At 31.4% G+C, this 26,037-nt stretch carries 29 protein-coding genes; 11 read left to right on the top strand and 18 right to left on the bottom strand.

Translation table 11 applies throughout. The features are described 5' to 3' along the window. Positions 1-11: 11 nt before the first annotated feature. On the bottom strand, positions 12-503 hold the full coding sequence (locus LG295_RS05020) for a hypothetical protein (RefSeq protein ID WP_107531213.1): 492 nt from the start codon (positions 501-503) through the stop codon (positions 12-14). Between the two features lie 157 nt (positions 504-660). Here LG295_RS05020 and LG295_RS05015 point away from each other — a divergent pair, with 157 nt between their 5' ends. Further along, the gene (locus tag LG295_RS05015; RefSeq protein WP_107531860.1) at positions 661-1,221 is read left to right on the top strand and encodes a thioredoxin family protein; all 561 of its coding nucleotides are present in this window, start codon (positions 661-663) and stop codon (positions 1,219-1,221) included. A gap of 75 nt (positions 1,222-1,296) precedes the next feature. Here LG295_RS05015 and pmtD read toward each other — a convergent pair whose 3' ends face one another. The 7 genes from pmtD to LG295_RS04980 form a co-directional block, all read right to left on the bottom strand. Continuing rightward, positions 1,297-2,025, bottom strand: coding sequence for a phenol-soluble modulin export ABC transporter permease subunit PmtD (pmtD, locus tag LG295_RS05010; RefSeq protein ID WP_107557932.1), 729 nt, complete (start codon positions 2,023-2,025; stop codon positions 1,297-1,299). Continuing rightward, entirely contained in the window at positions 2,025-2,897 is an 873-nt protein-coding gene (gene pmtC, locus LG295_RS05005; RefSeq protein ID WP_107531858.1) for a phenol-soluble modulin export ABC transporter ATP-binding protein PmtC, read from the bottom strand. Before pmtC ends, pmtD begins: the two co-directional genes overlap by 1 nt. Before the next feature lie 20 nt (positions 2,898-2,917). Then, positions 2,918-3,580, bottom strand: a complete 663-nt coding sequence (gene pmtB, locus LG295_RS05000) for a phenol-soluble modulin export ABC transporter permease subunit PmtB (protein WP_107531857.1) — start codon at positions 3,578-3,580, stop codon at positions 2,918-2,920. Positions 3,581-3,596: 16 nt separating this feature from the next. After that, a complete protein-coding gene (gene pmtA / locus LG295_RS04995; protein WP_107531856.1) occupies positions 3,597-4,484 on the bottom strand; it encodes a phenol-soluble modulin export ABC transporter ATP-binding protein PmtA in 888 nt (295 codons plus the stop codon). Then, positions 4,481-4,861 carry a PSM export ABC transporter transcriptional regulator PmtR gene (gene pmtR, locus LG295_RS04990; protein ID WP_017723446.1) on the bottom strand — a complete coding sequence of 127 codons (381 nt, stop codon included), beginning with the start codon at positions 4,859-4,861 and terminating at the stop codon, positions 4,481-4,483. The genes pmtA and pmtR overlap by 4 nt, the downstream gene beginning before the upstream one ends. A gap of 209 nt (positions 4,862-5,070) precedes the next feature. Beyond that, entirely contained in the window at positions 5,071-5,259 is a 189-nt protein-coding gene (locus tag LG295_RS04985) for an SE1626 family protein (protein WP_107531855.1), read from the bottom strand. A gap of 236 nt (positions 5,260-5,495) precedes the next feature. Continuing rightward, positions 5,496-5,591 (bottom strand): Trp-rich small protein, encoded by a 96-nt coding sequence (locus tag LG295_RS04980; RefSeq protein WP_230454283.1) that lies wholly within the window; start codon positions 5,589-5,591, stop codon positions 5,496-5,498. Between the two features lie 202 nt (positions 5,592-5,793). Between LG295_RS04980 and LG295_RS04975 the strand changes: the two genes are divergently transcribed. Next, positions 5,794-7,083 (top strand): aminotransferase class I/II-fold pyridoxal phosphate-dependent enzyme, encoded by a 1,290-nt coding sequence (locus LG295_RS04975; RefSeq protein WP_107531854.1) that lies wholly within the window; start codon positions 5,794-5,796, stop codon positions 7,081-7,083. 266 nt (positions 7,084-7,349) lie between these two features. Here LG295_RS04975 and LG295_RS04970 read toward each other — a convergent pair whose 3' ends face one another. Beyond that, positions 7,350-7,817 (bottom strand): DinB family protein, encoded by a 468-nt coding sequence (locus LG295_RS04970; RefSeq protein ID WP_318832743.1) that lies wholly within the window; start codon positions 7,815-7,817, stop codon positions 7,350-7,352. A gap of 338 nt (positions 7,818-8,155) precedes the next feature. On the opposite strand from LG295_RS04970, the gene LG295_RS04965 reads away from it, so the two are divergent. Beyond that, positions 8,156-8,542, top strand: coding sequence for a DUF1232 domain-containing protein (locus LG295_RS04965; protein WP_318832742.1), 387 nt, complete (start codon positions 8,156-8,158; stop codon positions 8,540-8,542). 241 nt (positions 8,543-8,783) lie between these two features. Here the strand turns inward: LG295_RS04965 and groL are convergent, their stop codons facing one another. Together groL and groES are read right to left on the bottom strand one after the other, a co-directional pair. Continuing rightward, positions 8,784-10,406, bottom strand: coding sequence for a chaperonin GroEL (groL, locus tag LG295_RS04960; protein ID WP_318832741.1), 1,623 nt, complete (start codon positions 10,404-10,406; stop codon positions 8,784-8,786). 64 nt (positions 10,407-10,470) lie between these two features. Next, positions 10,471-10,758, bottom strand: coding sequence for a co-chaperone GroES (gene groES, locus LG295_RS04955; protein WP_107531971.1), 288 nt, complete (start codon positions 10,756-10,758; stop codon positions 10,471-10,473). Between the two features lie 178 nt (positions 10,759-10,936). Here groES and mroQ point away from each other — a divergent pair, with 178 nt between their 5' ends. Further along, positions 10,937-11,680 (top strand): intramembrane glutamic endopeptidase MroQ, encoded by a 744-nt coding sequence (gene mroQ, locus LG295_RS04950; protein ID WP_325999677.1) that lies wholly within the window; start codon positions 10,937-10,939, stop codon positions 11,678-11,680. A 77-nt stretch (positions 11,681-11,757) separates the two neighbouring features. Here mroQ and LG295_RS04945 read toward each other — a convergent pair whose 3' ends face one another. Continuing rightward, on the bottom strand, positions 11,758-13,986 hold the full coding sequence (locus tag LG295_RS04945; RefSeq protein ID WP_404476587.1) for an SdrH family protein: 2,229 nt from the start codon (positions 13,984-13,986) through the stop codon (positions 11,758-11,760). Positions 13,987-14,180: 194 nt separating this feature from the next. Between LG295_RS04945 and LG295_RS04940 the strand changes: the two genes are divergently transcribed. The 6 genes from LG295_RS04940 to agrA all read left to right on the top strand — a co-directional run bounded on the left by LG295_RS04940 (position 14,181) and on the right by agrA (position 19,505). Then, positions 14,181-14,810 (top strand): nitroreductase family protein, encoded by a 630-nt coding sequence (locus LG295_RS04940; RefSeq protein ID WP_318832738.1) that lies wholly within the window; start codon positions 14,181-14,183, stop codon positions 14,808-14,810. Positions 14,811-15,181: 371 nt separating this feature from the next. After that, positions 15,182-15,967 carry a carbon-nitrogen family hydrolase gene (locus LG295_RS04935; RefSeq protein WP_107531425.1) on the top strand — a complete coding sequence of 262 codons (786 nt, stop codon included), beginning with the start codon at positions 15,182-15,184 and terminating at the stop codon, positions 15,965-15,967. Between the two features lie 766 nt (positions 15,968-16,733). After that, positions 16,734-17,303: an accessory gene regulator AgrB gene (locus LG295_RS04930; protein WP_318832737.1), complete on the top strand. Its 570-nt coding sequence runs from the start codon at positions 16,734-16,736 to the stop codon at positions 17,301-17,303. A gap of 2 nt (positions 17,304-17,305) precedes the next feature. Further along, the gene (gene agrD / locus LG295_RS04925) at positions 17,306-17,455 is read left to right on the top strand and encodes a cyclic lactone autoinducer peptide AgrD (protein WP_318832736.1); all 150 of its coding nucleotides are present in this window, start codon (positions 17,306-17,308) and stop codon (positions 17,453-17,455) included. Between the two features lie 25 nt (positions 17,456-17,480). Continuing rightward, positions 17,481-18,776: a quorum-sensing sensor histidine kinase AgrC gene (gene agrC, locus LG295_RS04920; RefSeq protein WP_318832735.1), complete on the top strand. Its 1,296-nt coding sequence runs from the start codon at positions 17,481-17,483 to the stop codon at positions 18,774-18,776. 12 nt (positions 18,777-18,788) lie between these two features. After that, positions 18,789-19,505 carry a quorum-sensing response regulator AgrA gene (agrA, locus tag LG295_RS04915; RefSeq protein ID WP_029378924.1) on the top strand — a complete coding sequence of 239 codons (717 nt, stop codon included), beginning with the start codon at positions 18,789-18,791 and terminating at the stop codon, positions 19,503-19,505. A gap of 35 nt (positions 19,506-19,540) precedes the next feature. Here the strand turns inward: agrA and LG295_RS04910 are convergent, their stop codons facing one another. From LG295_RS04910 to LG295_RS04900, 3 genes are all read right to left on the bottom strand, one after another. Then, a complete protein-coding gene (locus LG295_RS04910; protein WP_107531428.1) occupies positions 19,541-20,506 on the bottom strand; it encodes a carbohydrate kinase in 966 nt (321 codons plus the stop codon). After that, on the bottom strand, positions 20,503-21,987 hold the full coding sequence (locus LG295_RS04905; protein WP_107531429.1) for a sucrose-6-phosphate hydrolase: 1,485 nt from the start codon (positions 21,985-21,987) through the stop codon (positions 20,503-20,505). The genes LG295_RS04910 and LG295_RS04905 overlap by 4 nt, the downstream gene beginning before the upstream one ends. 84 nt (positions 21,988-22,071) lie before the next feature. After that, positions 22,072-23,034: a LacI family DNA-binding transcriptional regulator gene (locus LG295_RS04900; RefSeq protein ID WP_318832734.1), complete on the bottom strand. Its 963-nt coding sequence runs from the start codon at positions 23,032-23,034 to the stop codon at positions 22,072-22,074. 195 nt (positions 23,035-23,229) lie between these two features. On the opposite strand from LG295_RS04900, the gene LG295_RS04895 reads away from it, so the two are divergent. Next, a complete protein-coding gene (locus LG295_RS04895) occupies positions 23,230-23,415 on the top strand; it encodes a hypothetical protein (RefSeq protein ID WP_107558549.1) in 186 nt (61 codons plus the stop codon). Between the two features lie 358 nt (positions 23,416-23,773). On the opposite strand, the gene LG295_RS04890 is transcribed toward LG295_RS04895, so the two are convergent. The 3 genes from LG295_RS04890 to LG295_RS04880 form a co-directional block, all read right to left on the bottom strand. After that, positions 23,774-23,998: a sulfurtransferase TusA family protein gene (locus LG295_RS04890; RefSeq protein WP_017723427.1), complete on the bottom strand. Its 225-nt coding sequence runs from the start codon at positions 23,996-23,998 to the stop codon at positions 23,774-23,776. Positions 23,999-24,019: 21 nt separating this feature from the next. Then, positions 24,020-25,108, bottom strand: coding sequence for a YeeE/YedE family protein (locus LG295_RS04885; protein WP_318832733.1), 1,089 nt, complete (start codon positions 25,106-25,108; stop codon positions 24,020-24,022). A gap of 215 nt (positions 25,109-25,323) precedes the next feature. Continuing rightward, the gene (locus LG295_RS04880) at positions 25,324-25,971 is read right to left on the bottom strand and encodes a redox-sensing transcriptional repressor Rex (RefSeq protein WP_167456113.1); all 648 of its coding nucleotides are present in this window, start codon (positions 25,969-25,971) and stop codon (positions 25,324-25,326) included. Positions 25,972-26,037: the final 66 nt, after the last annotated feature.

Below are 26,037 nucleotides of genomic sequence, written 5' to 3'. Positions count from 1 at the left end.
TTTTAAATCCTTTATTTCTTGTAGAATTCAATTTTCTTTATTTTATCATGTTTGTACACAATAGATAACTTTATTTGATTAACTTTGTCACAATAAGTAATAACTTTATATGATTTATGTAACTGCTTATTCTTATAATGATCACCTAATTGATTAATTACGCTTTGTATATCACCATCTATACTTGCATTAAAATTAGTCTCAATCTTAGTGTCTTTAACGAGCGTGATGCCTTTCAAGCGACCGTCTTTTTTATTGACTTTAAATGTTAAATGAGGTTCATGACCTTTTGTATAAATACGATGATTTTTCATTACGACATGATTATATACTGTATAATTTTGAGCATCTATTTGTATGTCTAATTTCATATTATCAATAGTTAACTGCGATAAATTCGTAGATTGTGTATTATTAATGTAATTCACAATTAAAATAGTCCCTATCCCCATTGCCATAAAAAGACTAACGATTAATAATTTAAATGACCTATGTAAATTCAATATTGTTGTCACACTCCATATATTTAATAAAAGACAAATTTGATCTTTTTGTTTAACAGTTAACTTAAAATCAAATTTATTTTTCTAAGTATTTAAAATTTTCTTTCATATTAAAAATTGATATAATAAAAACTAATACGCTAAAGGGGGAAATATTATGACAAGTTTAGAAACTTATTTCAAAAACAGTCAACCGCTTGATCAATATATCGAAGCTATGACTGAAAACAAAGAGAATTTATTAACGATTTACAATTCTTTCTCTTTACCAGAAGAGGATAATCGGATTGAAAAAATTAAATCATTAAACTATTCAAAAGTATTAGTCATCACTGAAGATTGGTGTGGGGATGCCATGATGAATGTCCCAATTTTAAAACATATTAGTGAAACTTTAAATTTAGAAGTTCGAGTATTCCACCGCGATGAAAACACAGATTTAATAGATCAGTATTTAACAAATGGAACTGCTCGTTCAATACCTATTTTCGTTTTCTTAAATGATGCTTATGAACAACAAACTGTTTGGGGACCACGTGCAAGACAAGTGCAGCACTTTGTAGATGAAGCACGTTCAAACGTCCCAGCAAAAGATGATCCAACTTTTGAAGACAAATCTGCTGAAGCACATACAATTATGATGAATCGTTATAAAACTGATTCTCAATTATGGAAATACGTTTATGATTCCATATTAGATAAGTTAATCATAAAATAAAAAGACGTATGAATGTTGCTGTTTAACTGCACATTCATACGTCTTTTTTTTAAATCATTTATTAGTTACCTACTGTTAAATATCTTTCTTAGATGAATAGAAAATATTAACAACAAACAAGATAACGATCGACGCTGAAGTTATAAACCATTGCCAGTTCGTAAATGTATAATCACCTGAAGTTGTTTTTGAAGTTAAATAGCTAAATGGAATATATTTTAATGAATCTTGTATATTGTCTCCAATTTTAGGAATCATAGGTAAGAACGGTTCCGCAAATGGAACAATTAACACTAAGAATACACCAAGCGTAAATATAAGTGCCGTCTTAGGTACAATAAGTGAAAATAAATATAAAAGTAGTCCAAAGAATAAATGGAACATTAAAAAGAACCATAATAGTTCAAAAATCTTTTTAGTTTTAATATTGTCCCCATCAACGAAACCTTGAACAATAAGTACAAATCCAACTAATACAGCTGTTATCAATACTGCAATTAAAATAATCGAAATCACTTTTGCAATAATATAACCAATACGGTTAGAAGTTTTATTCATGTAAAGTTGAATTGTACCTTGTGAAATATCACGTGTGATTGTTTTGATTACAAATAGCAAGCCCATAATTGAAAAGAACCAACTACCTATTGTAAGTAATGTATTGCCATTCATTTCATCTGCCTGTTGTAAAAATAAAATGATGAAGCCAACCATTGGTAACAATGTCAGAAGCAACGCTAAATACGTTAACGGACTTTTAAAAATGCTGAACATATCATATTTTACGAGTTGTAAACTATTCATTATTGACCACCTTTCTGATTAATATTGAAGTAAGTATCACGCAACGAACTTTTACGTGTTTCAATAAACTTAGGATAAATGTCTTTGTTCGCTAAACCTTTAAGAACGTTTTTATAATTATTTTGAGCTTTTATAATAATTTCTCCACTCGCTTGTTGTGTTTGAATTACGTCAAACGCTTCGTTTAAGAACGTTGCAGCAGTATCGAAATCACTATCTTCAAATATAAGTACCGTAGAGTCAGAAGGTGTTCCTTCTTGCATGTCTACATCTTGAACAAATTTACCATCACGTAAGAACACTGCTCTATCGCAAATTAATTCAATATCCTCTAACTTATGACTAGAAATTAAAATTTTCATTTCTAATTCTTTTACAAGTGATTGGATTGTTTTTAAAACATCAATAGAACCATCTGGGTCCATACCATTAGTAGGTTCATCAAGTATTAAATACTTTGGTTTATTCATTAATGAAACAGCGATTGCTAACTTTTGTTTCATACCCATAGAATATTTTTTAACTTTTTTCTTAACGTAAGGTCTCATACCGAATGCATCAATAATTTGGTCTGCATATTTTTTGTCGAACCCTTTACCTAAAACATTCGCAAAAAGTTTTAAATTATATAATCCTGATTTATTATCATACAATTTTGGATGTTCGATGAGGTAACCGATATTTTCTTTGTTACCTGTTTTTACATCACCTTTATAATTGATAATATTTCCATTCATAACTTTCATAAGTGTTGTTTTACCGACACCATTTTTACCTATCAAGCCCACAATTTGGCTCTGACCAAAATCAAAATCAATATGGTCTAAAACATTATTACTACCATACGTTTTAGTAATATTCTTTAATTCCATAAATGCGCCTCCCTTTGAGATTAATTTATTTTTTTATATTGAATGAAATAATTAGTAATAAAAAACAAAATACTCATTACTAAAAATCCATAGTTAAACATCGGTTCTAAATAATCTAATTGTCTTAAATTAAAATTAAATACTGCGATAAGACCAACAGCAACCAGTATGACAAAAATCGGTATAATAATAAACATCGTTAGTAGATATATCAAATAAGAAATATATTCCGATTTTTGTTCAGTATACCTTTTAAATGCTATAGGTATAGCAAAAAAATTAATTGTTATGTAAGAGTAAGGCACCATAACATTCAAATTTAATTGGTCCGCAGAAACGTTAGAATCCGGTATATTGTATAGTGATAATATAGCTGCTCCTACTAATGTAAACATAAGTACGGTTACATAGTTTGCATTAAGTAGAGCTTTTTTTGAAACTGGTAAACTCGCAAAAAAATCGTATGACATTTTGTGTCCTAATTTACTATTGAACCTAAACGCATGTCCAGAATCAACGATAGATATAAACAATAATATCATCGCAACAGCTGAATAAATTGATTTAGTAAGTAAAGTATCATTTCCAATCACTAGTTGTAACGGCGAAAACAACAATAACATCGAATAAATAATTATAGTCCATTTACGTAATTTTATATTTCTAATAAGTAAATTTTTCATCTAATGGCCCTCCTCACTATGAAATGCCATCATTTTCAAATTCAATTTTGTGTAGCCCTTTTTCGAGGAAAACCATTAGTTCTTCAATTTTCGGTTTAGTAATTGCTACCTCATTACCAAATATTTCTTTAAATACATTTGCATGTGTTGTAAGCGCCGTATAGCCAGTTTTATTATATTCTATATAATATGCTAAAGACACTAACTCGTCGTCTATCTGATTTGAATCACCTTTTACAATTTGATACTTATTCATAATGTCATCTAAAAAATCATTAAAGACAATTTCACCGTCTTTTAAATATACTAAGTAATCAGCAATTTTCTCTAAATCTGAAATAATGTGTGTTGAAATAAATACAGTTTTATTTTCATCGATGAGTTCTTGTTGAATGATATCTAAAACTTCATTTCGAACAATCGGGTCTAAACCAGAAGTAGGTTCGTCTAAAATAAATAATTCTGCATGATGGCTAAAAGCAATCGCAATAGATAATTTCATTTTCATACCAGTTGAAAAAGTTTTAAGCTTTTTATCCCGAACTAAATTAAATTTTTCAAGAAAGTAATTAAAACGCGTATTGTCCCACCTTTTGTAAAAAGGGGCGATATATTTTTCAATTTTGTTAACGGTCCACTTATCATTTAAATATAGCTCTGAATAAATAAAACCGATTCTATTTTTGATTTCCTCAGCGTTGTCTTTCATCTTTTTATTAAAAACTAAGATTTCTCCTTGTTCTGGTTCAATTAAATCCATAATTAATCTAATGAGTGTCGTTTTGCCAACACCGTTTGCGCCAATAAATCCTGTGACAAACCCTTGAGGAACTTCAAAAGAAATATCGTTCAACTTGAATTCTTTATGCTGATAATTAACAGCATTTAATTCTATAGCGTTCATTCCTCATCCTCCTCAAAGATCATCTCCAGAATTTCTTGTAGCTCAGGCAATGACATACCGATTGTCTTAGCTTCTTTACTCATTGATTTAGCTAATGATTCAATCACGATGAATTGTTTTTCTTTCAAAATGGAACTATCTTGTTCTTTTACAAACGTACCTTTACCTCTAATTGTAAAGACAAAACCATCTTTTTCTAAGTCTTCGTATGCACGCTTAGTAGTGATCACGCTTACGCTTAAATCTTGTGCTAACTCGCGCATAGAAGGTAAATGTTCACCTGGAACTACGTACCCTTTTAAAATATTTTCTTTAATTTGTTGCTTAATTTGTTCATAAATAGGGCTTTCACTACTATTTTTCAAAAGTATTTTCACGGACGTCCTCCCTTGCAACTGTATATACACAATATATACAATATATACACACTTGTAAAGAGAAAATTAGAAATTAATTGCACACTTTTTAATTTTGCAATTCTTGAACACTAAATATTATTTCTGAGATCCATATACAAAATTAAAAGACTATATCTGAAAGAAAACAAATTTCGCCTTTTTCATAAATATAGTCTTTAAAATAACTATTACTTCTTTTGATCATTTTTCTTTTTTCGTCTATTATTGTTACGATCAATAAACGCACAAACCATAAACATTATAGCTGCAATTAATAATTTTATACCAGAACTTTCATGTCCTGTAGCTTGCAAGTAATACCCCACCACAAACAGGGCAATAGCAATAATGACAAATATCTTTGTTAAATGTTTCATCCATTTCACCTCAAAACAATTTTCATTATACCAAATTATGTTAAATATTTCTAAATCACTATTGATTCATTTAATCTTATTGATTTTTATTTTACCCCTATCATATTTTAAGCAATAGAATATATTGTTTGCAGTCATTAAAATATGATGATAAAATTATTAATGTATCCACGGATTATATTACACAACCCCAAGTCTGATGACGCAGACTTGGGGTTTTTTGTGTGTAAGGCCACCTATTTGTCTTTCCATTTATTTTCTAACCAAACACGGAATACAACAAGTAAGCTACCTGTTAACAAAGTTGTTATGATTTCTTGCCACCACGTGATCATACTACACCTCCCACAGAAGAAAGTACCATGTAGGATTTCGATGGCCTAACCATATTCTAACATAAAAACAGAACGTATGTTCGTGTGAAACTGTAGTTTTTTTATTTTTCCGTCAAATCTTTGCGCTATGCTTTAATTTCAAGCTATTTCGCGATAATATAATAGTATCCTGAAATAGTAAAGAGAGGTTGACCAACATATGAATCCTTTAGCTTTAGATTTAAATGAAAAACTATCTAAAACAAACCCAGAAATAGCTGATATGCTATCAGACCTTGGAAAATTAATGTATTACCCGAAAGGTATTTTATCTCAGTCTGCTGAGGCAAAATCTACAAAGTATAATGCAACAATCGGTATGGCTACTTATAAAGACAGTAAGATGTATGCTGATACATTAAATGATGTTTTTACAGAGCTTACTCCTGATGAAATCTTTCCATACGCCCCTCCTCAAGGTATTGAATCACTCCGTGATTTATGGCAACAAAAAATGTTAAAAGAAAATCCAGATTTAAATGCGAATGACATGACTAGACCAATTCTTACTAATGCTTTAACACATGGTTTATCATTAGTAGCCGACATGTTTGTTGATAGTGGCGATACATTACTATTACCAACTCATAATTGGGGAAATTATAAACTTGTATATAGCGCTAGACATAACGCTGATATTGAAACATATGATATTTTTGATGAAGATGGCCATTTTACAACTGATAACTTTGTTGATACTTTGGAAAACTATCAAAAAGATAAAGTAGTTTTAATTTTAAACTATCCTAATAATCCAACAGGCTACACACCTACTAAAGAAGAAGTTAATACAATCGTTGCTGCCATCAAATCATTAGCAGAACGCGGTACAAATGTTATTGCCTTGGTAGATGATGCTTATTATGGTTTATTTTATGAAGACGTATATACACAATCACTATTTACTGCTTTAACAAATTTACATTTAGATAATGTATTGCCAATCCGTTTAGATGGTGCTACAAAAGAATTCTTTGCTTGGGGTCTTCGAGTTGGATTCATTAGCTTTGGCGTCTCAAATGAAACAACTAAACACGTTCTTGAAGAAAAAGTAAAAGGCTTAATTAGAAGTAACATCTCAAGTGGCCCAATGCCTTCTCAAAGTGCTGTTAAATATGTTTTAGAACACCCTGAAACTTTCGAAAATGAAATACAACATAATATTGATACACTACAAGCGAGATATGAAATCACTAAATCAGTAGTTTATGACGATCAATATACTCCTTTTTGGCAAGTGTATGACTTTAATTCTGGATATTTCATGGCATTAAAAGTTCATGGTGTAGATCCTGAACAATTGCGCTTATACTTAATCGAAACCTATTCAATTGGTATTATCGCGCTAAATGATACTGATATACGTATCGCATTCAGTTGTGTCGAAAAAGACGATATTCCACATGTATTTGATACAATTGCAAAAGCAATCTCAGAATTACAAAAATAATTTATATATTTGATATAAAACCAAAGAGGACAACGAAAGTTTAATAATAAGCTTTCGTTGCCCTCTTTTGCTAAAACTGAAAAGTTCTAGAATGGGTGCAAATATAAGTTAACATTACATGCTAGTATTCCCCCGTGGAGTGCCACGGTACCAACTTTTATTCAAAAGATTTTTCGTGCTGCTAAACCAACACGAACAATGATAACTATACATTAAAACAGCCCAATACACCTATTTATCTACCGAGCCGATTAAATTAATTATATCTATTGATGTTGTTTAAGTATACGTGACATTTCTTCAATTTTACCAGCATGTAGTGGAATATGAATTGCATTGAGCACTAATAATTCATTTAATGTACTGCAACCAGCAATAGTCTCTGTCAATTCTTGTTCTAACTGTTCATTAGTTAAGCTTCTCGCACGGTCTGGTAATGTTTTTAAATGTTCAAATATTTCATCAACGGTAGGAATCTCTTCATCTCCCCACTTTTCTGGTGAAGAACCATATCCAAATAAACTTGTATATTTAGCAATATCTACTTCATTTTGTTCACACAATGATAATGCACTTTCAAATATCGTAAGTACATGTCCATATTGCCAATGAATTGTATTTGGAAAGGCAGCAATCTTATCGTCTAATACCTGTTCGTTACTCCAATTATCGTATCCTGATATTAAATAGTTAATACCTAAATCGATAACTTCATAAACTGTTGGTTTTGTCATAATTAAACTTCCTTTCGTCTTTCAAAAATTTAAGTACACTTAAAATCATGTATAAGAACCGCTTCTAATTATACTTACATACTTTACCCTAAACTATAATTAAATATTCATATAATAAAATGCTTTAGAAAACCAAAAATAATTTTCTCTAAATTGATGTACTTAAAAAATGAAAATCCTAACACTTCATTTATTAAATATAAACGTTCTGTGTATGAAAAATTAAGCATTATATGATTTGTAAAAAAGCGCAATATTTTTAAATTAATGCTATATTATACTTTTTTAGCTACTTTCTATTTCAACATTCAATATTTCTACAAGTAAACGTACTTAAAATGATAAACAAATTGATTTTTTTAAAATTGGATTACAACATTAAAAAAAGAACTTCTAGTCCTTTATTTGTCTTACAAAGCGCCTCGTATACCATTATATACAAAATGTTTTGCTTTATTAGTCTTTGCTTAAGCGCTTTTACCCCAATCGATCTTATACCTGATTTCATACCAATTATTGGCTATTTAGATGATTTAATCATAGTACCAATAGGCATTTATTTATGTTTGAAGCTCATACCTAATGAAATACTGACGGAAATGCGTAAAAAAGCTTTGGATTATGAATGGAACAAATCGAAGAATTGGTTTATGGCAATTCTCATATTATCAATTTGGTTTACTCTTTTATTCTGTCTAACAAAATTATTTATTAGTTATGTTTAACAAATAAAAGATGCAAAACATAAATTAGTTTTCACTAAAATGCATTACGCTACCTTACTCAGCATGTATGTTTAGAAACACAGCAGTCTTTATTATCAATATAGTAAGCTACTGCTAATACAAAGAATAAGGCTGAGACAATTAAAATTTTGTCCCAGCCTCTAAAGCTTTTACTACATATAATTTATTAATGTTATCAGGAGAAGTCTCTTGAAATTTAATTAAATATCTATATTAAACTTTACATCATACCTGGCATACCGCCCATACCTGCTTGAGTGTCGTTACTACTTTCTTCTGGAAGATTAGCAACAACTGCTTCTGTAGTAAGGAACATTGCAGCAACACTTGCAGCATGTTGTAATGATGAACGTGTTACTTTAGTAGGGTCAACAATACCAGCTTCTAACATATTCACCCATTCATTCGTAGCCGCATTGAAACCAACACCTACATCTGCATTTTTAAGTCTTTCAACTATAATTGAACCTTCTAAACCAGCATTTTCAGCAATTTGACGTACTGGTGCTTCTAAAGCTTTCAATACAATATTAATACCAGTTGCTATATCGCCTTCAGCTTCAATTTTAGAAACTTTATCATAAATATTCATGAAGGCAGTTCCTCCACCAGCTACGATACCTTCTTCAACGGCAGCTCTTGTAGAGTTTAACGCATCTTCAATACGTAATTTACGTTCTTTCAATTCTGTTTCGCTTGCTGCACCAACTTTAATTACAGCTACGCCACCTGCTAATTTAGCTAAACGTTCTTGTAATTTTTCTTTATCGAACTCAGAATCTGTTTCTTCAATTTGAGCTTTAATTTGGCTTACACGTGCATCGATATTATTTTGATCTCCATCACCATCAACAACAGTTGTATTATCTTTTGTAATTTCTGCTTTATTTGATGTACCTAACATATCAATTGTAGCATCTTTAATATCTAATCCTAAATCATCTGTAATTACTTGTGCGCCTGTTAAAATCGCTAAGTCTTCTAACATTGCTTTACGACGATCACCGAAACCAGGAGCTTTGACAGCAACAGCAGTAAATGTACCACGCATACGATTTAATACTATATTTGTTAATGCGTCACCTTCCACATCGTCAGCTACAATTAAGATTGGACGATTTGATTGAACAACCTGTTCTAATAGTGGTAAAATATCTTGGAATGATGAAATCTTTTTATCAGTTATTAAAATATAAGGTTTCTCAAGTTCTGCAACCATTTTATCTGAATCTGTTACCATATACGGTGATTGATAACCTCGATCAAATTGCATACCTTCTACAACTTCTAATTCTGTGTTAAAACCACTAGATTCTTCAATGGTAATAACACCATCGTTACCAACTTTTTCCATAGCTTCAGAAATATATTTACCGATTTCTTCATCAGCAGCAGAAATTGAACCAACTTGAGCAATTTCATTTTTATTATCAACATTTTGAGAAATATCATGTAATGCATTAATAGCTACTTCTACAGCTTTATCAATACCTTGACGTAAACCTACTGGGTTCGCACCACTAGTAACGTTCTTCAATCCTTCTTGTATCATAGCTTGTGCTAAAACCGTCGCAGTTGTTGTTCCGTCACCAGCAATTTCATTTGTTTTGTTAGCAACTTCTTGAACTAATTTTGCACCCATATTTTCATAAGGGTCTTCTAATTCAATTTCTTTAGCGATTGTCACACCATCATTTGTGATAAGCGGTGATGTATATTCTTTATCCAATACTACATTACGCCCTTTTGGTCCAATTGTAACTTTAACGGCGTTAGCTAATTTATCTACACCTCTTAACATTGATTGACGTGCGTCTTCAGAGAATTTTAAATCTTTCGCCATATTACTTATACCTCCATGATGTTTGATTGATTTATTTGAAATTATCAGAATTTATTTATAATTTTTATGCTTCAATTATAGCTAAAATGTCTTCTTCATTTACGATTAAATAAGTTTCGTCTCCACGTTTTACTTCTGTTCCAGCGAATTGTTGAAATACTACATTATCGCCTTCATTTACTTCAGGAGCAACTCGAGAACCATCTTCTAAAATACGCCCTGCACCTACTGCAATTATCGTACCTTCGTTGGATTTCTCTTTCGCGCTATCAGTTAATACAATACCGCTCTTTGTTGTTTGCTCTTGTTCTGATTTTTGAATAATTACTCGGTTACCTAATGGCTTTAACATTGATTGTTCCTCCTTAAAAATAATAAAATACTTTAGCACTTAAAGTGAATGAGTGCTAATATACTTCTATAATAATCAAAGTTGGTCAATATTTCAAGTTAAAACTATCCAGCTAAATTTTGTATAAAACACTATTTTACGATAAAATAAGGTATCATTTAATTTTTGGAGGTTCATTATGTCTCGTTTATGGGTGTCCATACTGACATTAGTTATTTACGGCCTAGCACAATTTGGTGTAATCATTTTACAATTGTCTGGTCTGCTTGATAACTATAGTGGCAAAGAACTTGTCTTTGCGCAAATTTATACACAAGTTATATTATTTATTATCGCATCTTTCATAATTATTATAATTAATCATTTTATTGCTAACCCTACTTCTTTAGAACAGCAACCGAAAGAAAAGAAAAGATACGCTATTGGATGGGCGCTTGTTGGCTATTTTGTAGTAATGATTTATCAAATTATTGCTAATATGATTAATATCTATTTATTAGGCGCACCTCAATCCAGTCCAAACACAGAGAGACTGATGAAAGTAGCTCAAGAAATTCCTATATTCATTATATTAATTTCGGTAGTTGGCCCTATTTTAGAAGAATTTGTTTTTAGAAAAGTAATTTTCGGTGAAATTTATAATATGATCCAAGCAAATAAAACAATTAAATTTTTAATTGCAGGGATTGTGAGTTCAATTATTTTTAGTGCTGCCCATTCAGACCCTTCCTTTTTTATCATTTACTTTGGTATGGGTATGATTTTCTCAGCGTTATATGTTTATACTAAACGAATTTGGGTCCCTATTTTAGTACATATCATGCAGAATGGTTTTGTAGTTATAATTCAAGTATTAGTAGGACCAGAAAAAATAAAAGAAATGCAGGAATCTGCTTCATTTATTTTCAACTTTTTATTTTAATCATCATTAAAAATTAAAGGGAAGAAGCTGCGACATCATTTTATGTCGCAGCTTCTTCCCTTTTTATGTTTTGATTGTTATTTGCTATCTTTTTTATTTCTTCTATTAACGAAATATCCTAAGACCATACCAATAAAGATAATTATCATTGCTGTGATTAATGCAAATAGTGTACGTTCAAATTTAACATCAATTTCATTTTTAGATTGCTCATTTGTTGTATGTGTCAATTCATCCTCACTACTTGAATGATATTCGTATTTACCTGATGATTGTTGTCTTTTAGGACTTTTTAAATCAGGCATTGATCCAATTTCACCTGTAATCAATGCTAATACTTGGTTATCTAAATTTTTATAATAATCACTAGATTTTAAAACATTAAAATATTGGAATTTAAAATAATTTGTGCCTTTTTGTAATTCATTTAAAAAGGCATTATCTGCAAAGGTTTGGCGCCTTAAAACCGACGAAATCTCTTTATCAGTTACTGTTTTAGCACCAGAACTCAGCTGTTTAACTTGATTAACTACAAAAGGATTATATTTAAACGAACCAGTAGACATTTGATCAAACCTGTTTATTAATTGCTTTTCATTCGATTGAGATTTTTCGCTTTTGGCTAAATCACCATAACTCACTGAAGTTCCGCCACTTGCAATCTCATGATGACTAGAACTTCCATATTGATGCTCATTTCTATGATCATTAGTATGATTTATCGAATTGTTAGTTGTGTTTGAATCGTTCTCATCAGTATTATGGCCTGGATTTAAAATTACATTTGAATCGTCCTGACCATTTGGTTTTGTATTATCTGCCCCAGGATAATTTGGAGTGTTTGAACTACCACCATTGGAATTATTCATATTACCTTCATCATGAGATGTGTTTGGGTCTTCTGAACCTCCACCACTTGGCTTGTTTGGTTCATTTCCATTACCTGGATTGTCGGGTTTTGGCTTACTGCCTGAGCTATCTCCGTTATCTGGATTATCTGGCTTTGATTGATTATCTCCGCCGTCTCCATTATCTGGGTTATCTGGATTTGGCTGATTGTCTCCACCGTCTCCATTATCTGGATTATCTGGCTTTGGCTGATTGTCTCCGCCGTCTCCATTATCTGGGTTATCTGGCTTTGATTGATTATCTCCATCATCCCCATTATCTGGGTTATCTGGATTTGGCTGATTGTCTCCACCGTCTCCATTATCTGGATTATCTGGCTTTGGCTGATTGTCTCCGCCGTCTCCATTATCTGGGTTATCTGGATTTGGCTGATTGTCTCCACCGTCTCCGTTATCTGGATTATCTGGTTTTGATTGGTTATCTCCACCATCCCCATTATCTGGGTTATCTGGCTTTGGCTGATTGTCTCCGCCGTCTCCGTTATCTGGATTATCTGGCTTTGATTGATTATCTCCGCCGTCTCCATTATCTGGGTTATCTGGCTTTGATTGATTATCTCCATTATCCCCATTATCTGGATTATCTGGGTTTGGCTGATTGTCTCCGCCGTCTCCATTATCTGGATTATCTGGCTTTGGTTGATTATCTCCGCCGTCTCCATTATCTGGATTATCTGGGTTTGGCTGATTGTCTCCACCATCTCCATTATCTGGATTATCTGGCTTTGATTGATTGTCTCCGCCGTCTCCATTATCTGGATTATCTGGGTTTGGCTGATTGTCTCCGCCGTCTCCATTAACTGGATTATCTGGCTTTGGCTGATTGTCTCCACCATCTCCACTATTTGGATTATCCGGATTTGGTTGATTATCTCCACCGTCACCATCATCACCATTATTCGGTTCAGCTGGGGTTTGTTGATTGCCTGCACTGTCTTCGGTACTTGGCTTATCTGTATTCGCTTGATCTTGTTCAGTTAAGTTGCTATTATCTTCTTGTCTTTTAGCATTACTTAACGCATTATTGTTGGGATTTTGATTATCGGAAGTATTTTGCTTTTCTTCATTATCTTGAACTGTTTCAGCTGAACCAATGTCACTACTTTGACCTGTTTGAGCTTGGTTAAGTTCTTCATATTTCGTCATTGCATCTAAGTCGTTACCTAAGCCTAAATTAGTTGTATCATCGCTTTGTACTGTATTCCCTGTGCTTGAACTTTTTGTATGATTTGTAGGATCAGAATGAATTGGCTTTTTATCTGATTGGTTTGTGTTTTCATTTGTTAGTTTTTCATTAAGTTGTTGTTCAGCAGCGTGAGTTTGGCTAGAAAGCAATGTTGTACTTAAAGCTATAGCAAAGCTGGACATCACAAATTTATGCGAAAAATACCACTTCATAGATTCACCTCCAAAATTCATATTTTTACATTCATATAATAGTATATAAGAAAAAGATCTATTTTTCATCAAAAGCAATTTATTGAAAACAAATATTAATCCTTTTGAAATTTTATGTAAAACCCTATTTACAAACTCTGATATAATTATTATACTTAATATATAAAATAAATTGATATAAAGGAGCATTCACAATGGGATTATTTAGTAAAAAAGACTCAACTTTAGAAACTTTTCAAAATGCAATAGAAACAAGACGTACTATTTATAGTTTAGATCAAGAGATTTCAATCTCTGATAGCGAAGTAGAAGATATTATTGAGCATGCTATCAAACATGTTCCATCATCATTTAATTCACAATCTACACGTATTGTATTACTTTTAAATGATAACCATAATAAATTCTGGGACATCACTAAACAAGAGCTTAAAAACGCTATGGGCGAAGACCGTGATTTCCAAGCAACTTCTGACAAAGTAGATAACTTCAAACATTCTCATGGTACAATTCTTTACTTTGAAGACCAAGATGTGATCGAAGGATTACAAAATCAAATGCCTAACTATGCAGAAAATTTTGCCATCTGGTCTAATCAAACAAATGCAATGCACCAATTTGCAATTTGGACAGCTTTAAGTACTGTAGGCGTTGGTGCTTCATTACAACATTACAATCCACTTGTTGATGTTGCCGTTTCTGAAGCTTTTGAAATACCTAAAACATGGAAACTTGTTGCGCAAATGCCATTCGGTAATGTACGTGATGCAGCTGGTGACAAAGAATTCCACGATATAAGCAAACGCTTTTTAGTTAGAAAATAATCACATTTACTTACTTCAATTAGTATTTAATTATAAAATGAAACGAGAGGTCGAGCATATAAATGCTTCGACCTCTTTCAATATCAAATGATTTATGTCAATAAATTTAAGTAGATGAAATTTATAGTTTGCTTTCATCAAAACTATTTAGTTCAATTCTCCACACATAAATAACATGCTTATAAACTTCATTTCATTCTCCAATTTAATTCTAAATAAATAACCAACAAATATTTTTACTAGTTGCTAAAACTATTTACCACCGCAGTTTATTCTTTTTTATAGTTATTAATCTAAAACAACTACTAACTTTGAATTATCAGAATATTTTTAGTATATTGATGCTAACAATAATTTAAGGGGCGATAAAAATGAATATAGAAATTTTTCAATTTAAAATCGAACCGGCAAATGTTTCATTAAATGAAGAAAATATCGTTAATTGGTTTTCTAAATTTGTAACCCCCGAAACTGATGTCGTTGTATTACCAGAAATGTGGAATAATGGCTATGCTTTACCTCAGTTAAAAGAACTCGCTGACAATCAACTATCTCGTAGTTTTGAGTTCATATCAAAGCTTGCGATTCAATATAATGTTGATATAATTGCAGGCTCTGTTTCAAATGCTATGAAAGAAGATGTGTATAATACAGCATTTGCAGTTTCAAAAAATGGCTATTTAATCAATAGTTATGACAAAGTTCATTTAGTTCCTATGTTAGATGAGCCTGCATTCTTAACTGCTGGTAACGCTGTACCTGAAGCATTTAATTTAACTAATGGTATTAAAGCCACACAAATTATTTGCTATGATTTACGTTTCCCTGAATTATTACGCTACCCTGCTCGAAAAGACGCAGAAATAGCTTTTTATGTAGCACAATGGCCTCAAGCAAGAGTGAATCATTGGGTAGCACTTTTAAAAGCACGTGCTATTGAAAATGATATGTTTGTAATAGGATGTAATGCATGCGGGGACGATGGACAAACAGAATATGCGGGTCATTCTATCGTAATTAATCCAAATGGCGAAATAGTTGCGCAATTAGAAGGTAAGCCGGACCATATTTCATGTAGTATCGACTTAGATGAAGTTACTACTCAAAGGGAAAACATTCCAGTTTTCAAAAATCTTCGCCCTCATTTATATAAATAAATACCAAAATAAAAACCGTGAGCTTGGGAGGGACTCACGGTTTTTGTAACTTATTATTAAGGGAATGTTTTTTACAGTTATTTCTCTATCTATTTTTGGGGATGTTATTAATTATGAAAAAATTTAGTGAATTTACCGATTAAAATGATAAATTGAATGATGTTTACGATAGCTTACATGTTAATACTTTAAATCGCCTCTGTTATAGGCAATGTTAAAAATGATATTTGAATTGAGACTGGGAATGTTCTACGAATTCAAATTCGGGATTGCTTAATAAAATTAAGCGCGTTGTGTACCTGAAAGTATTATTTTACGAAATCACTAATCATTGCTGAGAAATGGTTTGTCACTACATCAGCCTCCTCTTGTTTGTAATCAATTAATTGAAAAACGAGAACTTAACTTGTAACTATAACAACTATACGAAGAAAGTACAGTTACAATGTCAGTGTGTTAATCAGACCCCTGCTCAAAAGTCTAATCAACGTTATCATTCAAACAAAAATTCAAACAAAATTTTGATTAAATGATTTGTAAAATGTAATCACTTCTTTGTGATACAAGTACATTTAACCATGATTTTTTAAATTAATGTTAAAAATTCCCCAACTCGTTAATTTTTATTCCTAAATGTAAGCATAAATATGATAAAATTAGTCAGGTAAATATTTTAAACAGTTAGGAATTAAAAATATACAGTTACGCAATAAGACGCATAAAATTTAATTAAAATTGTATAATACGAGTGAGGAGAGAAAAGCCAATGAGTAAATTAATTGATACTAAAATAGACAACTTTGCTAAAAGTCTTCAATTACGCAACAATTTAGATCATATAGAATATTTAAAAATGCGTTTAGGCATGCAAGTTGTAGTAAGTAATTTCTTTAAAGCAATTGTTATTTATGGTGTTTCAATCCTTTGTCATATATTTTTATACACACTAACTGTTCATTTATCATTTTTTGTAATTAGACACTTTGCGCATGGAGCACATGCTAAAAACTCTTTAGCTTGTTATATAGAAAGTCTAATTTATTTTGTTTTACTACCTTGGCTAGTCGGGTATATACAAGTCCCATCTCTTATAATGTATCCATTAGCTTTAATTGGATTACTAATAATTAGTATATATGCACCTTCTGCTACAAAAAAGCAGCCTATACCTGAACGCCTAAGAAAAGGTAAAAAGATTAAATCAATATGTGTAACATTAACCTTATTATTAATTTCGCTCTTTTTAAATGAGCCCTACCAGCAATTAATATTATTAGGTATTGTTATTATATCTGTTTTGCAGTTCCGTATATTTTTTCCTAAGGAGGATCATTAATAATGAATATTATAAAATCTATTTCAAAATCTATTTCAAATTATTTCGCTAAAGTTTTTGCTTCTATAGGTTCAATATCTACTGTCAATCCTTGTTTTGGTTTTACTGATGAATCTGAAATTCCAAAAGAATTAACAGATCTTTACGAATAATAGTTTGGTAGAAAGTGTGTGTAATATGTCATTTTTGTATTCTATGTTTTTCTCATTATTACAAGTAATTATTTTATTTTATAATATGAAGCTTATTAGCGGTATTCGTTATACTAAAAGGGATTTTATTTCAATTATTGGAATAATAATCCCTTCAAACATTTTATTTTTTATTTTTTCTTCTGAAGCAGTAATATTTTTATTTTTTATGAGCACAATATTTATGTATTATAAAAAAAAGTTTATAGGTGTAGTTACATCATTAATCTGTTTTTTTATTTTATACATGGCTAACTTTACAAGTTTATGGTTAAGTAGTGTGATTGTAAATGCAATTGGTATTGATTATGCGTACATGTTGTTTGTAGCTATTTCATTTACTATATTCTCTATAATTTACGCTTATATAGCAAAATTCTTTATTGAACAATTATCAGTTTCAGACTTATCATTAAATAAAATATATTTGACATTAGTAAACTTATTTTTATTAACTATCTTAGGTCTAATTTATTTTTATTTACCAAACAGAGATGTATCATTTGGTGATGCTAAGTTTATTTCGATTATATATGCAGTCGTTATTATTACTACTGCTATTCTTATCATTACCATTTCTTTTAGCATTATTCGCCAAATTCAATATAAGCGAAATATGCAGGAAATCGAAAATTATTATAAATATACGCTTCAGATTGAAAAAATCAATCATGAAATGCGTAAATTCAGACATGATTATGTGAATATCCTTTCTACCCTCTCTGACTTTATCAGAGAAGAAGATATGGAAGGTCTAAGAGATTACTTTCATTCTGAAATATTACCTATGCAAGATAGTATGCAAATGAATGCAATTAAAATCAATGGTATTGAAAACTTGCATGTTCGCGAAATTAAAGGTTTGTTAACTACTAAAATACTTCAAGCCCAAGAAAAAAATATTCGCATTAGCATTGAGGTCCCAGAATCAATTGAAAAAATCGATATGCCTATTATAAATTTAAGTAGAGTAATCGGTATACTACTTGATAATGCAATTGAAGCTTCTGAAAAAATCAATGAAGAACCACTTATTCGTATCGCTTTTATTAAAAATGAAGACACATCCGTTACATTTATCGTTATGAATAAGTGTGAACCAGATATGCCAAAAGTACATACTCTTTTCCAAGAAAACTTTTCTACTAAAGGAAAAAACCGTGGACTTGGATTATCCACATTAAAAGAATTGACTGATTCAACAACAAATGTTTTATTAGATACAACTATTGATAACAACTACTTTATTCAAAAAGTGGAAATCTTAAATTCTGATTCATAAGGATGTGTTACTATGAAAATATTCATTTGTGAAGATGATGAAAGACAACGTGAACATATGGTCTCAATTATAAATAACTATATTATGATTGAAGAAAAACCAATGGAAATTGAAGTTGCAACAGCTGATCCTTATGACATTTTAGAACGCTCAAAGAACATTAATGATATAGGATGTTACTTTTTAGACATTCAACTAGAAGCTGACATCAATGGTATCAAGCTTGCAAGTGAAATACGCAAGCATGATCCGGTTGGCAATATCATTTTTGTTACAAGTCATAGTGAACTGACATACTTAACATTTGTCTACAAGGTTGCAGCAATGGATTTCATTTTCAAAGATGATCCAGACGAATTAAAATCAAGAGTGATTGATTGCTTAGAAACATCTGAATCGCGATTAAAACTACTTTCAAAAGAAAGTAGTGTCGAAACAATAGAATTAAAACGTGGTAGTAATTCTATTTATGTACAATATGACGATGTGATGTTCTTTGAATCATCTAGCAAATCCCATCGTTTAATTGCACATCTCGATAATCGTCAAATCGAATTCTATGGAAACCTAAAAGAAATTGATCAGTTAGATAAACGTTTCTTTAGATGTCATAATAGTTTCGTAGTTAATAGACACAATATCGAATCCATCGACTCAAAATCACGCGTAGTTTATTTTAAAAACAATGAACATTGTTATGCGTCTGTAAGAAACGTTAAAAAGATATAATACATAAAAAACTGAGCATGTATTTAATTACATGCTCAGCTTTTTATTGCTTTATTCACTTCTTCTAAAGTTGGAATACTTGATATCGCTCCGTATTTCGTAGTAACCATTGCTGCTACATAATTACTAAATTCAAGTATACGTTCACCTTCACTTTTCAATACTGTTATCACGTCTACACTATCAGAAATTAATAATCTGCTAATTAAAGCACCTATAAATGCATCACCTGCACCTGTAGTATCAATGGCTTTAACTTTAAATCCTTGTTGAGAAATTTCATTTCCGTCTTTAAAATATATGACTGCACCATCAGCGCCTTTAGTATAAATTACTGCATTAACATTTCCTTGGAACAACCACTGTATCGCCTGTTTTTCGTCTGTAATTCCAGTTACAAATTCCAATTCTTCATCAGATATTTTGACGATATGTGCTAATGGAATAAATTCATGGATTGCTGATTTACAATCCGCTTCATTTTTCCATAATGGCAACCTCACATTAGGATCAAATACAATTGTACCACCTGCATTTGTCACGTTTTCAATCAATTCTTGATGTGCATATTTCATAGGACTTTCCACTAAATCAACTGAACAGAAATGCAACATATCATTTTCAGTTACATCGATGTTACTTACTGCATCTGTATTGAACAACATGTCAGCAGATGGCTTCCTATAAAATGAAAAGTCTCTTTCACCTTCTTTAGTTAAACTCACGAATGCTAAAGCGGTATTAGCTATATCAGTACGACTTACATATTGAGTACCTACACCTATGTTTTCTAACGTTTCTACAATTAAATCACCAAATGCATCTTGTCCTAATTGGGTAATCATTTCAGCATTGCCACCTAGCTTTGTTGCTGTACAAGCCACATTACATGGTGCTCCTCCTACTTGTCGACTAAACTTTTCTACATCTTTTAATTTAGAATCTGTAGTATTCGGTATAAAATCAATTAATGCCTCTCCAATTGCTAGTAGACGTTTCATATAGTGTCACCTTTCAAATCATATTTTGTAAATTTTAGATAGGCTTGACCTGATTCAGTAGATGTTTTAATGCCTGTTGCATTTTCATCTGTAAATATTCTTGTCGTCATCACACGTTCACCATCATTACAGAAAATTTCAACACTAGAAGTATCTACAAATAACTGTAGTTTGGATAACGGCGTATCTAAATAAGTGCTTCTCGTTGTACCTTCAACAGGTTCTGGTAATTGACCACTTTCACTGCGGTCTAATGTTAATTTCTGTTCCCTCTTATTATACGTAATTAGTGTAGATTCAGTCTTAGATGTTCTTACTTCAAAGTAAACTTCTGTCGCCTCATTTTCCAAAATATCAATGATTAATTCAAACTGTTTGCCTTCATACGGATGCAATTGTCTAGTGAATTTATTAGCATAACCTAATGCCGTTTCTTCATTTGTGCGAAGTTTTTCAAGCGCTTTTAATGGACGCTGCTTTAAATTACCTGACTCAATTGTCAATACACGTGGGATAGTTAAACAATGCGCCCAACCATCTGCATCTGAAGGATAGTTGATTTCTGGTAAACCCATCCACCCAATTAATACGCGTTGACCATTTTCATCTAAGAATGTCTGAGGAGCATAAAAATCAAAACCATAATCTAATTCATGAAAATCACCATGGTTCATAGTTAAATTGTTAATATCATACTGTCCCATAATATAACCAGATTGATAAATGTTCTTAAAGCGTTCCCCTTCTGAATCTATACCTTGAGGGCAAAACAGTAACATGTCATAGCCGTTTAAATTAAAATAATCTGGGCACTCCCACATATAACCAAAATCATCTAGATTCGTTTGTATCTCGCCTTGAAATTCCCAGTTTACGATATCTGTTGAACGATATTGCAGAATTCTTCCCTGTTTTTTAATATTTTGTGCAGCTATCATTGCGTAATAAACTCCATCTTGAACATGTACCTTAGGATCTCTAAAATGTTGAGTATAGCCAAACGGTGGTTCTGATATCACTGCTTTAGGAAATTTATTTACCGAACCATCCTTAGCCATTTTTGCTATATGTTGTGTAGAGATTCTATTCCAATCACTATCGCGATGGTTTGCTGTATACATATAATATAAATGATCATGATATTCAAATGCACTGCCACTATATACACCATGACTATCGTCTTTCGTATCTGGTTTAATCGTTGGACCAATAGCTTCAAAATCCACAAGGTCTTTACTTTGATATGTATACCAATATTTCAGTCCATGTACAGGTCCTAACGGAAACCATTGATGAGATACATAATAATTCCCTTTGAAATAGATAAGTCCATTAGGATCATTTAACAATCCTATTTGGGGTTGTATATGAAAAGTTTGTCTATATTCTGACTGTTTAACTTGTTCAGTTAATGATTCAATCGTTTGTTGATCAACATCTTCATATTTTTGATAACGTTGTTCTTTTGTCCACTCCGTCATGGTGTGTATCCTCCTATTTTAAAAATAATCTCATTTAAATGGTACCGGTTCCATAATATACTTTTTCATCATACCATTTCTCTTTTAATTTTTAAATGATTGTTCAACATCAATAATAATACGTTGTTCAATTTCTTGGTGTTGTATCATCTGATTTAATTTGTCCATAGCTACACTACCTGCATATTCGAAATTGTAATTTATGGTATAGATAGAGGGTGACACAATATCAGTTACTGGATCTCCACCAAACCCTACAATATACTTTTCCTGCTTATGTGGCGAGTGCTCTGAATTATATTTATGTATGGCTAAGGCAATTGAATCTGTAGCGCCAACAATTGCGTCATAATAAGGGTATGCTTGTAACGCCTCTACAACATCGATCATCGCCTCTTGATAATTAAATGATGTAAGTGAAATATGAGGTTGTATGTCATGTACTTCTAAACCCGCAATCAGACCTTCTTTACGTTGAACACCTACAGCAATATCACTTTCTGTCACACCAAAGAATTTAATATCGTTATAACCTTTTTGACCTAACATATCACCAACTAAGTAGCCAGCTTGATAATCATTATGAATGATGCAATGTAAATCATCATGTGCTTGACCAACGATAATCACAGGAACATTTATTTTATTAATAACTTCTAAATGTTTGTCTGTGATTTCTGTTGCCATAAAGACAATGCCATCTACCTTACTTCTATAAAATGTTTCAAGGGCATCAATTTCTAATTGAGTATTAAGATTTGTATAATTTAGAAGCAAACTATATTTCAATTGATCACAGATTGTTTTGACGCCTTTAATTGTTTCATCGACAGCAAAAGAGTTCATTCTAGGTATAATTGCCCCTATCATGTTAGTTCTACGCGCACGTAAACTTTGTGCAAATTGATTAGGCTGATAGTCATTTTCTAGAATGATTTTATCTAATCTTTGTTTAGTTCTTAAACTTACCGAACCATTATTTAAATATCTCGACACTGTACTTTTTGAAACCCCAGCAATCTTAGCTATATCAGCAATGTTCTTCATATTTTCTCACTCTCATTAATTAACTATTATAAACAATACTTATTTTATCATAATGCAACCGCTTTAAATACTATTTGAAACTACATTTGTAGAAAGGTTAAAACTTACTATTAGTGTCTTTAAATATGTAACATATAAGTTGAGTTTTCAATATGATATAGTTGTGGAAATAACAACTTTAAGGAGAGATAGGTCATGAATAAAGGGAAACTGTACACCTTTATAACATTAAGTATTTGCATAATAGTGATTGTTATTTGTTTACCATTTTTACTTAAAAATGGTAGTTACTCAGCCATTTTTTCAGCTTTTCTTCCTATAATAATATTAATTATTGCCTTTGTCTTTAAAGCTAAAGGCAATAATAATGATAAAGATTAACAGGGTTATTGAATATATACTTATTTAGTTTAATGGATGGAAAACATGACAAGAACTGTAAGGTTAAATCTATTAAAATTATTTTTACTCATTGTTTTAATATTAGTGTTAACTACTAATATCTTTGAAGCTTTTTCTATTTATTTGGTCATGATACTAGCAATATTAATGTTAATAATTGGAATCTATATATTAATTACAAATATTAAAAAACAAAATTCTGACTAAAAAATATATAATAAAAATGATCGAACTCAAAGCATAGCTAGGAATCCGACCATTTTTATTTTACTTATTATGTTGTCTAATTGACTAAGTGAAGTTCACTTGCAGTGTCAATCTCAACTATTACTCTTAATTAAGCTTTTTGAATTGTAATTGTCCATGATGCATCATCTAACTGTTCATAATTTGTAACTGGATAGCCTTGCTCAGCTGCCCAATTTGGTAATGCTTCAGTTGCTTGCGTACAATCAAAATCTATTTTTAATTCATCACCATTATCTAACGTGTTCATTTTCTTTTGTGCTTCTATTAACGGGAATGGACAAACCATTCCAACTGTACCTAACTCGTGTACCATAATTTGTGCCTCCTATAATAATTATATTGTTTGCGTTTGTGACGTTACAGGTTCATTTGAGGTTTGCTTCTGCGCTTTTTTCATAGGTCTGATAAATACAAAATAACTCATTGTCCAAGCTCCTAAGATCATTGAAGCAAGTGCAATCCAACCTTTCCATGACATCGTTGCTGTTTCTACTAGTCCATTACCGATTGAACAACCACCTGCTACTGAAGCGCCAAATCCCATAAGCACGCCACCAATCATACTGTTACGAATCGTTTTTTTATCTGGTAATCTCCATTTAAACTCTCTTGCACCTTTAGCTGCAATATAAGACCCTAGGAATATTCCAAGAACTAAGAAAACACCCCAGTCTAATAATTTCAAATCACCAGTTACAAAGAACTGTACTAGATTAGCGGATGGTGTTGTAATACCTAGCCCATACATTCTTCCTGTAGACTCACTTACTGGCCATGCAATTAACGCGATGAGTCCTACTGCAATTGCAGCCACAAAGGGATGGTATTTCTTTTCAAATAAATAATGACGCATACCTGTGAATTTCTGTTTTAATTTAGGAATAGCAAATTTAGGTTTCGGTTTGCGTAATGTTTTGACTACGAAAAATACTGTAATAGCTGTAAGTAATGCTACCCATATCCATGTCGGTATCCCTGTAGTTTGTGACATACTCGTATTAACATTTGTAGGCTTATTTAAACCATCCATGAATGGTAACAGTAAACCATATTTCGTAGCTGCCGAAGTAAATGCATAGGCGATAAGTGCCACCCAACTACCTATTAAACCTTCACCTGCTCTATACCATGTACCGGTTGCACATCCACCAGCTAATATAATACCTAAACCAAATATAAATGAACCTATTACTGTCCCAATAATAGGGTAAGTTGACTCAGGTATTTGTACCAAACCAGTTGAAGTCAAAATGAGCAATCCTATACTTTGAACTGTAATAGCTATAAGTAATGCATAAAACATTTTGTTACTCTTTTGAATATACATATCTCTAAATCCACCAGCTAAACAAAACCGTGTTCTTTGCATAACAAAGCCTAAAAGACTTCCCACAATAATGCCGCTGATTATTAACCAAGTCATATTAATAACCTCTTTTCCGATAAAATCAATAAGATTAATAATATTAGAAATCGTATAAAATTTCAACCTTGCAACTCACAATTTTTAACTTTCTGCTAACTTATACAGTAATAATTTTTCGAAATTCAAATTAAACATCCATAAAAAAATAGTTTTTTATAAACACAGCACACTGAGTGTATTACTGTATCTATAAAAAACTAACTAATTATTTTTTATTTATTGCTATAATTTTTCATAAAAAATAATAAAGACTGTAATTCAATACCTAAATCAATATGATGTACTTGAACGTCTGATGGCGTTAGTACACGACTTGGTGTAAAGTTAAGTATCCCTTTAACACCTGAATCTACTAATACGTCAGCTACGTTTTGAGCCGCTTCTTCAGGCGTAGTCAATATCACTACATCTATATCTTCTTGTGATAATATTTCCTTTATTTTATCAAATGAACTTACTGTCACTTTACCTATTTGTGTCCCAATAACCTCTTCACGAATATCGAATGCTTCAGTTATAGTCATTTCATCATGTATTGAAAAGTTATATGTTAATAATGCTTTACCTAAGTTCCCTACACCTACAATTGCAATTTTAATCTCGTCATTTTCGCTAATTTCATTTTTAAAAAAATGTAATAAGCTATCAATATTATAGCCATAGCCTTTCTTGCCTAACTCGCCAAAATAAGAAAAATCTCTTCGAATCGTTGCAGAATCAATATTTAAGCCTTCACTGATGGCTTTAGAATTAACTCTATCAATGCCTTTAGATTTTAATGTATTGACGAATCTATAATATAACGGTAAACGTTTCAATGTGGCACGAGGAATCTTTTCGCTTTGATTAGCCAAGATCATTTCCCCCTAATTCATTATCTGTTATTCATTAATCTTATAATCACTACAACATTATACATGACTGAA

Origin of the sequence: Staphylococcus pseudoxylosus (genome assembly GCF_044794325.1) — a bacterium.
In the GTDB taxonomy this organism is placed as follows: Bacteria; Bacillota; Bacilli; order Staphylococcales; family Staphylococcaceae; genus Staphylococcus; species Staphylococcus pseudoxylosus.
This window is presented reverse-complemented; position numbering and strand designations above follow the sequence as displayed.